Source organism: Sphaerotilus sp. (assembly GCF_041083715.1).
Taxonomy (GTDB): Bacteria; Pseudomonadota; Gammaproteobacteria; order Burkholderiales; family Burkholderiaceae_C; genus Sphaerotilus.
Genome location: NZ_JBFPGY010000169.1, coordinates 1 through 9,857 on the forward strand (window position 1 = coordinate 1; position 9,857 = coordinate 9,857).

Annotated in this window: 13 protein-coding genes; 5 read left to right on the plus strand and 8 right to left on the minus strand. The window is 68.3% G+C overall.

Annotated elements, in window-relative coordinates:
- From AB3X43_RS07595 to AB3X43_RS07605, 3 genes are all read right to left on the minus strand, one after another.
- On the minus strand, window positions 1-706 hold a 706-nt coding region (locus AB3X43_RS07595; protein ID WP_369429248.1), incomplete at its 3' end, for a GTP-binding protein.
- Between the two features lie 71 nt (window positions 707-777).
- Complete coding sequence (locus AB3X43_RS07600) at window positions 778-1,329, minus strand: YaeQ family protein (RefSeq protein ID WP_369429249.1); 552 nt, start codon at window positions 1,327-1,329, stop codon at window positions 778-780.
- A gap of 28 nt (window positions 1,330-1,357) precedes the next feature.
- A complete protein-coding gene (locus AB3X43_RS07605) occupies window positions 1,358-2,026 on the minus strand; it encodes a hypothetical protein (protein WP_369429250.1) in 669 nt (222 codons plus the stop codon).
- 157 nt (window positions 2,027-2,183) lie between these two features.
- On the opposite strand from AB3X43_RS07605, the gene AB3X43_RS07610 reads away from it, so the two are divergent.
- Together AB3X43_RS07610 and AB3X43_RS07615 are read left to right on the plus strand one after the other, a co-directional pair.
- A complete protein-coding gene (locus AB3X43_RS07610; protein WP_369429251.1) occupies window positions 2,184-2,495 on the plus strand; it encodes an antibiotic biosynthesis monooxygenase family protein in 312 nt (103 codons plus the stop codon).
- An 11-nt stretch (window positions 2,496-2,506) separates the two neighbouring features.
- Window positions 2,507-3,127 (plus strand): methyltransferase domain-containing protein, encoded by a 621-nt coding sequence (locus AB3X43_RS07615; RefSeq protein ID WP_369429252.1) that lies wholly within the window; start codon window positions 2,507-2,509, stop codon window positions 3,125-3,127.
- A 15-nt stretch (window positions 3,128-3,142) separates the two neighbouring features.
- On the opposite strand, the gene AB3X43_RS07620 is transcribed toward AB3X43_RS07615, so the two are convergent.
- Window positions 3,143-3,391, minus strand: coding sequence for a hypothetical protein (locus AB3X43_RS07620; RefSeq protein WP_369429253.1), 249 nt, complete (start codon window positions 3,389-3,391; stop codon window positions 3,143-3,145).
- Between the two features lie 166 nt (window positions 3,392-3,557).
- Window positions 3,558-5,429, minus strand: coding sequence for a phosphoenolpyruvate carboxykinase (GTP) (locus AB3X43_RS07625; RefSeq protein ID WP_369429254.1), 1,872 nt, complete (start codon window positions 5,427-5,429; stop codon window positions 3,558-3,560).
- Between the two features lie 247 nt (window positions 5,430-5,676).
- On the opposite strand from AB3X43_RS07625, the gene AB3X43_RS07630 reads away from it, so the two are divergent.
- Both AB3X43_RS07630 and AB3X43_RS07635 read left to right on the plus strand, forming a co-directional pair.
- Window positions 5,677-6,579, plus strand: coding sequence for a recombination-associated protein RdgC (locus AB3X43_RS07630; RefSeq protein ID WP_369429255.1), 903 nt, complete (start codon window positions 5,677-5,679; stop codon window positions 6,577-6,579).
- Window positions 6,580-6,729: 150 nt separating this feature from the next.
- The gene (locus AB3X43_RS07635) at window positions 6,730-6,996 is read left to right on the plus strand and encodes a hypothetical protein (protein WP_369429256.1); all 267 of its coding nucleotides are present in this window, start codon (window positions 6,730-6,732) and stop codon (window positions 6,994-6,996) included.
- On the opposite strand, the gene AB3X43_RS07640 is transcribed toward AB3X43_RS07635, so the two are convergent.
- Both AB3X43_RS07640 and AB3X43_RS07645 read right to left on the minus strand, forming a co-directional pair.
- Window positions 6,968-7,723, minus strand: a complete 756-nt coding sequence (locus AB3X43_RS07640; protein WP_369429257.1) for a 16S rRNA (uracil(1498)-N(3))-methyltransferase — start codon at window positions 7,721-7,723, stop codon at window positions 6,968-6,970. The genes AB3X43_RS07635 and AB3X43_RS07640 overlap by 29 nt on opposite strands.
- Before the next feature lie 30 nt (window positions 7,724-7,753).
- Window positions 7,754-8,245 carry an adenylyltransferase/cytidyltransferase family protein gene (locus AB3X43_RS07645; protein WP_369429258.1) on the minus strand — a complete coding sequence of 164 codons (492 nt, stop codon included), beginning with the start codon at window positions 8,243-8,245 and terminating at the stop codon, window positions 7,754-7,756.
- A gap of 78 nt (window positions 8,246-8,323) precedes the next feature.
- Here AB3X43_RS07645 and AB3X43_RS07650 point away from each other — a divergent pair, with 78 nt between their 5' ends.
- A complete protein-coding gene (locus tag AB3X43_RS07650) occupies window positions 8,324-9,013 on the plus strand; it encodes a glutathione S-transferase family protein (protein WP_369429259.1) in 690 nt (229 codons plus the stop codon).
- An 11-nt stretch (window positions 9,014-9,024) separates the two neighbouring features.
- Here the strand turns inward: AB3X43_RS07650 and AB3X43_RS07655 are convergent.
- The coding region (locus tag AB3X43_RS07655) for a YifB family Mg chelatase-like AAA ATPase (protein WP_369429260.1) at window positions 9,025-9,857 on the minus strand (833 nt) is incomplete at its 5' end.

The following is a 9,857-nucleotide window of genomic DNA, read 5'->3' on the forward strand; positions in this document are numbered from 1 at the left end:
GCGCCGCTTCGCGCACCAGCTCGACCTCGCCCAGCGCCTGCTCGTAGGGGGCACCGAAGCGCTCGGTGTACGCCGGGTTCTCCAGCCCGTGCAACACTTCCTCGTCGCCACCGGCGCGGTCCTCGCCTGGGGCGAACAGGCGCATCTGGTCTTCGCGCAGGTCCATCACGCCGTGGAAGAACTTGGCCATGCCGACCGGCCAGGTGAAGGGCACGACGGTCATGCCCAGCTCCTGCTCGATCTCGTCCATCAGCGCGAGCGGGTCTTTCACCTCGCGGTCCATCTTGTTGATGAACGTCAGGATCGGCGTGTTGCGGGCGCGGCAGACCTGCAGCAGGCGCCGGGTCTGCGGCTCCACGCCGTTGGCCGCGTCGATCACCATCAGCGCGGCGTCCACGGCGGTCAGCACGCGGTAGGTGTCTTCCGAGAAGTCCTGGTGGCCGGGGGTGTCGAGCAGGTTGATGACGCAGTCGCCGTACTCCATCTGCATGACGGAGGAGGCGACCGAGATGCCGCGCTGCTTCTCGATCTCCATCCAGTCGCTGGTGGCGTGGCGGCTGGCCTTGCGCGCCTTGACCGAGCCGGCGATCTGGATCGCGCCGGAGAACAGCAGCAGCTTCTCGGTCAGCGTGGTCTTGCCGGCGTCAGGGTGGGAAATGATCGCGAAGGTGCGGCGGCGGCGGATCTCGGTGGAGAGGTCGGACATGGTGGGCGGTGGGCAAGAGCGGCGGCGTCAGGGGGTGACGCGCGAAGCCGCCATTGTCGCCTGTGGCGCCATCAGACCGCCTTGTCGCCTTGCCAGAGCACCGGCGTCACCTCGACGCTGCCCTTGTCTCCCGCGAACAGCAGGTGACCGTCCTGGATCGTCACGCCCAGCCGCATCGTCCGTTCGACCAGCGTCTGCAGTGCTTCGCAATCGGCTTCGGGAATGAACCACATGGTGAGCTTGCGCAGCTTGGCCAGCGCTGCAGCGTTTTCGGTGCGCCAGACCTCGGCCTTGCGCCCGCCGTAGGTGACGAGCACCACCTCGTCCGAGCGCCCGCTGGCCTTGCGCAACATCCGTTCGTCGGGCAGGCCGACCTCGATCCACTGCTGGATGGAGCCGGTGTCGTCGCAGCGCCAGAAATCCGGTTCGTCGTCGGTGGAGAGCCCTCCGGCCGGCAGCAGCCGCTCGTGCGCGTGCATCGCGAAGGCGACGAGGCGCACCATCAGGCGTTCTTCGGTTTCGGAAGGGTGCCGGGCCAGCGTGAGGGCGTGGTCGGCGTAGTGGTAGCGGTCGATGTCGGCGATCGACAGCTCGGCTTTGTGAACGGTGGAGCGGATGGCCATCGAAGGATTCTAGGGGAGCGCCCCGGACTCACCAGTCGGTGTCGGCGAGCAGCGTGCGGGCGGCGTCGAAGGGAGCCCGTCCGGGCGCGAAGCCTTCGCGCCGCACCCGGTCCAGCGCTGCGCGGGTGTCGTGTGTGCCCGCTGAGAGGGTGGCGTTGCCACGCAGACGCTCGAAGGCGCCGAGCATGGCATCGAATTGCCCCGGTGCGGCCTGCGCCACCCAGGCCAGCGCGGCGACGTCGGCGAAGGTTTCCTCGTCGCGCAGGCGCTGGTGGACCTCGTCGAGCCGGCGCGTGTCACGGCCGGCGGTGCCGATCAGCGCGGCAAACTGCTGCAGCGCCGCGTCCTGGCCTTGCCAGCGCCAGCAGTGTGCGATCTCGTGGACGAGGATGGCCTGCACCCACACCCGGCGGTCCTCCGGTGCCGCCTGGCGCAGCAGCACATCGGCAACCGGATTGCCGCGGGTGTGCAGGTGCAGCATGCAGCGTCCGCCGCCGACCTGCATCTCTGCCGGCGCGTGACCCGTGCCGGTCGTGATCCGGATCGGCAGGGCTGCGAATCCGGGCTGGCGGACCAGCCTGGCGGCGATTTCCTCCCAGCGCGGCGCCTCGGCGTCTGCTGCTGCCCAGGCAGCGCCCGAGCCGCTGACCAGCAGGCACAGCAGGAGCCAGACGGCGAGGACGGGGGACAGGCGCATGCCGGGCAGTGTGAAATCCGCCAGGCCGCGCCGCCATCCCGGGAGTGCCGGGCCGCGGACCCCGGACTGGGTGGGCGGAGGCTTCTTCGCGGCGTGCCGCCCCGGCCTTTCCCGGCTGCAGCTACGATGCGGGCACCGTTTTCCCGGAGACTGCACCGTGATCCTCGAACTTGCCGACATCCGCATCCAGCCCGGCCGCCAGGCCGACTTCGACGCTGCCATCCAGCGCGGCGTGGAAACCGTCATCAGCCAGGCCAAGGGCTTCTTTGGCTACAAGGTCAACAAGGGCGTCGAGTCGCCCGAGCGTTATCTGCTGATGATCTGGTGGGAGACGCTGGAGAACCACACCATCGACTTCCGCGAGTCGCCGGCCTTTGCCGAGTGGCGCGCCATCGTCGGTCCCTTCTTCGCGCAGCCGCCGCAGGTCGAGCATTTCACGCTCGTCGCCAAGTCGGCCGAGCCACGCTGAAGGCGTCTGCCATGGCAGGCCCCGGCGTCGATTTCTGGCAGCAGCGTTTCGAGGCGAACGATCTGCCCTGGGACCGTGGCGTCGCCAGTCCGCAGCTGGGGCCATGGTTTGCTGACGGCACGCTCGTGGCAGGCCAGCGTGTGGCCGTGCCCGGTTGCGGCAGTGGGCACGAAGTGCTGGCGCTGGTGCAGGCTGGCTGCCACGTCACCGCGATCGACTACGCCCCGGCAGCCGTCGCGCGGACCGCGCGGCGTCTGCGCGAGGCCAGTCTGGGCGACGACGCCTGTGTGCTGGTGCAGGGGAATGTCCTGCAGTGGCAGCCCTCCGAGCCGCTGGACGCGGTGTTCGAGCAGACCTGCTGGTGCGCGATCCACCCGGACCACTGGGCTGGCTACGCTGCGCAGCTGCACCGCTGGCTGCGGCCGGGCGGGTGGCTGTGCCTGATGGGGATGCAGGTGCTGCGGCCCGGCGCGGCGGTCGGGCGGATCGAAGGACCGCCGTACCACCTCGACATCAACATGTTGCGGGCGCTGCTGCCGTCGACGCACTGGGACTGGCCGGCACCGCCGTACGAAGCGGTGCCACATCCGCGCGGATGGCGGGAACTGGCGATCGGGCTGGTTCGGCGGTGAAGCCGTCCAGTGGCGTCAGTCGCCGTCGCCCGAGGGGGTGAAGTCGTACTGCGGCGCACGGATGGTGCGCAGGTAACCCGATACATCGGCCAGATCCGGACCACCTTCCAGCAGGTCGAACAGCTGGGCGGCTGGCGCCGGATCCGGGGATTCGATGCGGATGGTCACCGGACGGTGCGGCAGCGCGGCCTGCTCTGCCAGCCGATGGCGCCACGCAAGGGGCAATTCGCTCACCGGGACGTGCTCGAACACGATGGTCGTCATGGCGACTCCTTCAACGCCGGCCGGCTGGGTGCTGCTGCAGCACGACCGTGGGGTTGGCTTCCGTGGGAAGCGGGATCAGCCCCGGGACTGTCCCACTTTGCACGGTATCGCGCCGTATTTTCGGCAAGAAGTTGCGGCCGTAACGTCTGGTTGCCAATTGCTCCGATCAGGCGTTCAGCTTGGCTTCGATCGCGGCTTTGGTCGCCTTCAGTTCGGCGGGCAGGTTGTGGGCGAGCTGTTCGAACAGCTCGCCGTGCAGCTGCATTTCCTGCTGCCATGCGGCGTGGTCGATGCCGATGACGCTGTCGAACTGGGCCTGGCTGAAGTTCAGTCCGGTCCAGTTCAGGTCGCCATAGTTCGGGCTGACACCGAAGATGTTTTCCGAACCGCCGGCCGTGCCTTCGATGCGGCCCAGCATCCACTGCATGACGCGGGCGTTGTCGCCGTAGCCCGGCCACACGAACTTGCCGTCGGCGCCCTTGCGGAACCAGTTGACGCAGTAGATCGCCGGCAGCTTCGCCCCTTCGGCCTGGAGCTTGGCACCGACGTTGAGCCAGTGCTGGAAGTAGTCGCTCATGTTGTAGCCGGTGAACGGCAGCATGGCGAACGGGTCGCGGCGCACGACGCCCATCTGGCCGACAGCGGCGGCGGTCGTTTCCGACCCCATGGTTGCCGCCATGTAGACACCTTCGACCCAATTGCGCGCCTCGGTCGCCAGCGGCACGGTGGTCGAGCGGCGGCCGCCGAAGATGAAGGCATCGATCGCCACGCCGGCCGGGTTGTCCCACTCGGGGTCGAGCGCGGGGTTGTTGGTGGCGGCCACGGTGAAGCGGGCGTTCGGGTGCGCAGCGGGGCGCAGCTTGCCGTCGGCGCCCTTGGCGGTTTCCGGCGTCCAGTCCTTGCCCTGCCAGTCGATCAGGTGGCCGGGCAGCTCGTCGGTCATGCCTTCCCACCACACGTCGCCATCGTCGGTCAGCGCGACGTTGGTGAAGATGACGTCCTTGTCCAGGGAGGCCATGCAGTTCGGGTTGGTCTTGAAGTTGGTGCCCGGGGCGACGCCGAAGTAGCCCGCTTCCGGGTTGATGGCGCGCAGCTGGCCGTTCACCGGCTTGATCCAGGCGATGTCGTCACCGATGGTGGTGACCTTCCAGTCGCCCAGCTCGGCCGGCGGGATCAGCATGGCGAAGTTGGTCTTGCCGCAGGCGCTCGGGAAGGCGGCCGCGACGTGGCTCTTCTTGCCTTCCGGCGAGGTCACGCCCAGGATCAGCATGTGCTCGGCCAGCCAGCCCTGGTCGCGGCCCATGTTGGAGGCGATGCGCAGCGCGAAGCACTTCTTGCCCAGCAGCGCGTTGCCACCGTAGCCTGAGCCGTAGGACCAGATCTCGCGCGTCTCGGGGTAATGGACGATGTACTTGGTCTTGCTGCAGGGCCAGGTCACGTCTTTCTGACCGGCTTGCAGCGGCGCGCCGACCGTGTGGACGCAGGGCACGAAGTCACCGTCCACGCCGAGCACGTCGTACACGGCCTTGCCCATGCGGGTCATGATGCGCATGTTGACGGCCACGTACGGGCTGTCCGACAGCTCGATGCCGATGTGGGCGATCGGCGAGCCGAGCGGGCCCATCGAGAACGGCACGACGTACATCGTGCGGCCCTGCATGCTGCCCTTGAACAGCGGCGTGTCACCGGTCTGCAGCAGGGTGCGCATCTCGGCCGGGGCCATCCAGTTGTTGGTCGGGCCGGCGTTTTCCTTGCGCTGCGAGCAGATGTAGGTGCGGTCTTCGACACGGGCCACATCGCTCGGGTCGGAGCAGGCGAGGAAGCTGTTCGGGCGCTTGGCCGGGTTGAGCTTCTTGAAGGTGCCGGCATCGACGAGTTGCTGGCACAGGCGGTCGTACTCTTCGGCGCTGCCGTCGCACCAGTGGATGGCGGCGGGCTGCGTCAGGGCGGCGATCTCGGCGACCCAGGCGATCAGCTTGGCGTTCTTGACGAAGGAGGGGGCGTTGACGTGCACGCCGGCCATCAGGGGTTGGTTCATCGAGAGGCTCCTATGTTGAAAAAAGGCATCTCGAAAACAGTGCGCTGCGCTGCTTTCGGGATGCCCCCGCGGTCAGTGTAGGTGGGGGGATCTCTGAATTACATGGTGGTTACATGCGTTTTTTGCATGACCTGCCGCTGCATCCAACCTAGACTTCTCCGAATCCTGCACATCCGTGACAGGTGCGGCACGTGGACCTGCAGGCACGGGGGAAACGACAATCACTGCTTTTGGAGAAGGAAGCTGCGTGTTCACGTTCAAGAATCTGACGGTGTTTCGCATGGAGCCGGGCTGGTCGGCATCGCTCGAACAGATCGAGGCCGGGCTGGAGCGGGCCCGCTTCGTCGAATGCGGCTCGACCCAGGAGGAGTCGGCGGGCTGGGTGCCACCCCGCGGGCCGGCCGAGGCACCGCTGGCCGAGACCGTGCGCGGGCAGTGGCTGATGCGGCTGATGATCGAGCAGCGGGTGCTGCCGGGCTCCGTGGTCAAGCGCCGCATCGACGAGATCGCCGCCCAGATCGAGCGCGCAACCGGCCGCAAGCCGGGCCGCAAGCAGACGAAGGAACTCAAGGAGCAGGCGACGCTGGAGCTGCTGCCGATGGCCTTCACCAAGCGTTCGGCCGTCAACGTGTGGCTGTCGCCTGACACGGGCTTCCTGGTGCTCGACACCAGCAGCCCGGGCCGTGCCGACGAGGTGGTGACGCTGCTGGTCAAGGCGCTCGACGGCTTGTCCGTCCGGGCGCTGCACACCCAGGAGTCGCCCGCCGCGGTGATGGCCGACTGGCTGCTCACGGGTGAGCCGGCCGCCGATTTCACGGTCGACCGTGAATGCGAGCTGAAGTCCAGTGACGAGATGAAGTCGGTGGTGCGCTACGCGCGCCATCCGCTGGACACCGACGAGGTGCGCCAGCACATCACACAGGGCAAGATGCCGACCCGGTTGGCCATGACCTGGAATGGCCGTGTCTCGTTCGTGCTGACCGAAGGGATGCAGTTGCGCAAGATCGAATTTCTCGATGGAGTTCTGGACACGGAAGGCAGCGCCGAGGAGCGCTTCGACGCCGATGTGGCCATCATCACCACCGAGTTGACCCATGGGTTGACCGCGCTGATCGAGGCTTTGGGCGGGGAGCATCAAGTTGTAATGTAGGCATCGACCCTGTTGCTTCGCGTTGCAACCAGTTCGGCCAAACCGCACGCGGTCGGTGCGCGTGCCGTTAGACTGAATTTGCAGTTCTGGATCCCTCCCATGTCATTACACAGAAGACCCAAGTCCCAACAAGCTTTTCTGCTGGAAGCCATGCAGCGCATGGACATGGAACACGACCAGTTCGCGCGTCGGCTGGGGGCTTCGCGCCGCCGGCTGGACGACTGGCTCAAGCGCACGGGCGAGCCTGGCTCGATCGAACTCGATCCGGTGATCTGGACCTTCGTGCGTGAACTGGTCGAGCGCGCCGAGGAGGCCGATGCGCGCGAGGCCCGTGACAGCGCGGCAGCGCCGCTGGGCGGACCTGAAATCCCGATCAGCCGCGCGATGTTCAGCTCGCCGGGGCGCTGGCTGACCTGAGTCCCAGCGCGGCCAGCACCGCCAGCGGTGCAGTTTCCGAACGCAGGATGCGTGCGCCCAGGCTGATGGCACAGGCGCCGATGCCGCGCACCAATGTTTCCTCTGCCGGACTGAACCCACCCTCCGGACCGCTGTAGACCCGCAGGCGGCCGGCACCATGGCCGAGGTCCTGCGCCATGCGTTGTGCCATTGGCACGGCTTCCGCCAGGCTCAGCAGCCAATGGGGTGTGCCGGCGTCCGAGGTGGCCCGTGCCGCGGCCTGCGACAGGGTGCGCACTGGTGCGATCATCGGCACGCGGGTCCGCCCGCTCTGTTCGGCCGCCGCCACGGCCACGGCTTGCCAGTGCTCCCGCTTGCGCTCGGCCCGCTCACCGGACAGGCGCAGCACCGAACGTTCGCACACCACCGGCTCGATCGCCGCCACGCCCAGCTCGGTGGCTTTCTCGATCAGCCAGTCGAAACGGTCGTTCGCCGGCATGCCCGCGACCAGCGTCACGGCGATCGGCAACTCGCGTTCGACCGGATCGTGTGCCGCCACCCGCACCTCGACCGACTGGCGGCCCATGCGCAGGATCTCCGCGTGCCACTCGCCGCCCTGGCCATTGAACAGCGTGATCGATTCGCCCGGTTGCAGGCGCAGCACCTGCACGTGGCGGGCAACGCCGGCGGGGAGGGCGAGTTCGGCATCGGCGCTCAGCGGCGCATCCAGGTAGAGACGGGCGGGCATGGTCGGTGTGCAGGTCGGAGGTCAGGGGCGTCAGGTGCGGATGCGGCGGACGAGCGCGGTGGTCGAGTAGCCATCGACGAAGGACAGCGCCTGTGCCCGACCACCCCAGCTGCGCACGAGGCGGGTCTCTTCGAGCGCCTCGATGTCGTAGTCGCCGCCCTTGACGTAGAGGTCCGGGCGGATTTCCTGCAGCAGCACGCAGGGCGTCGGCTCGTCGAACAGCACGACCAGGCTGATGCTCTCCAGCGCGGCGAGCACGCAGGCGCGGTCGGCTTCGGCGTTGAGCGGGCGGTCCGGGCCCTTGCCCAGGCCGCGGGCCGAGGCGTCGCTGTTCAGACCGAGCACCAGGCTGGCGCCAAGCGCACGCGCCTGCGCCAGATAGGTCACATGGCCGCGGTGCAGTAGGTCGAACACGCCGTTGGTGAACACCATCGGCCGAGGCAGCACGGCCAGCCGCGCGGGCAGGTCCTCGCGGCGGCAGAGCTTGTCGAAGAAGGCGGGCAGGATCGGGGCGGCGTTCATGGGGCGGGATTGTCGCCGCTGTTACTGCCGGTGGCCGGGCCGGACGCTAGAGTGCCGGCACACCACCCGGAGACCCCCATGACCACCGCCGCCCCTGTCCTGCGCCTGCACGGTTTCGCCCTGTCCAACTACTACAACAAGGTCAAGCTGGTCCTGCTGGAAAAGGGGCTGGCGTTCGAGGAGGTCGAAGTGCTGCCGCGGGGGGGCGAGGCCGTGCTGGTGAACTCCCCGCTCGGCAAGGTGCCCTATCTGGTCACCCCGCACGGTGCACTGTGCGAGAGCGCGGTGATCGTCGACTATCTGGAGGCCGCGTATCCCGAAGTGCCGCTGGTGCCGGCAGACCCGTTCGGCGCGGCCAAGGTGCGCGAGCTGTCGCTGTTCATGGACATCCATCTGGAGCTGGTGGCGCGCATGCTCTATGCCCAGGCGTTCTTTGGCGGCAAGGTGTCGGAGGGCACGATCGCCAAGGCCCGCGGGCAACTGGAAAAGAACATCGCCGCGTTCAAGCGGCTGGCACGCTTTGCACCGTATGTGGCGGGAGACACCTTCACGCTGGCCGATTGCACGGCGGTGGCCCATCTGCCGCTGGTGGCCATGTCGACCAAGCTGGTCTGCGGCGAGGACCTGCTGGCCGCGCAGGGCGTGGACTGGAAGCGCTACGTCAAGCTGATCGAGCAGCGCCCGACCGCGCAGAAGGTGGCGGCCGACCGCAAGGCCGACCAGCAGCGCGCCGCGCAGTTGGCTGCGATGGGCAACACGCCGGCCTGACGGACGCGTGATCACCGCCCTGGCAGCGCGCGGCGCAACTGGATGGCCTCGGCGATGTGACCGACCTCGGTGTCGGCGGCTCCGGCCAGATCGGCCACGGTGCGGGCGACGCGCATCACCCGGTGCAGGCTGCGGCCGGACCAGCCCAGTCGGGCAGCGGCGGTGTTGAGAAAGTTCGTCGCCACCGACTGCACCCGGCAGTGCTCGGCCAGCACGCCGGCCTCCAGCTCCGCATTGCACACCCCCTGACGCTCCTGCTGGCGCTGCCGGGCGGCCACGACCCGCGTGGCAATGGCCTCGCTGGGCTCGCCATCCGGCGCCGAAGACAGCTCTTCCGGGGCGATGGCCAGCACCTCGACCCGCAGGTCGATCCGGTCCAGCAGCGGCCCCGACAGCCGACCCTGGTAGCGCGCGACGGCTTCGGGCGTGCAGCGGCAGGCGCGCATGGTGGAGCCGAGCATGCCGCACGGACACGGGTTCATCGCGGCGACGAGCTGGCAGCGTGCCGGGAACTCGGCCTGCTGCGCGGCGCGCGAGATGGTGATGCGGCCGTTTTCCAGCGGTTCGCGCAGCGCTTCGAGCGCGGCGCGCGGGAACTCGGGCAGCTCATCCAGAAACAAGACGCCGTGGTGGGCGAGGGATACCTCACCAGGACGCGGTGGTGATCCCCCGCCCACCAGCGCCACGGACGAGGCGCTGTGGTGCGGCGAGCGGAGCACCCGCCGTGACCAGGTTCCCGGATCGAACCGTCCGGCCAGACTGAGCACCGCGGCCGATTCCAGCGCCTGCGTTTCCTCCAGCGGTGGCAACAGACCGATGAGGCGCTGGGCCAGCATGGACTTGC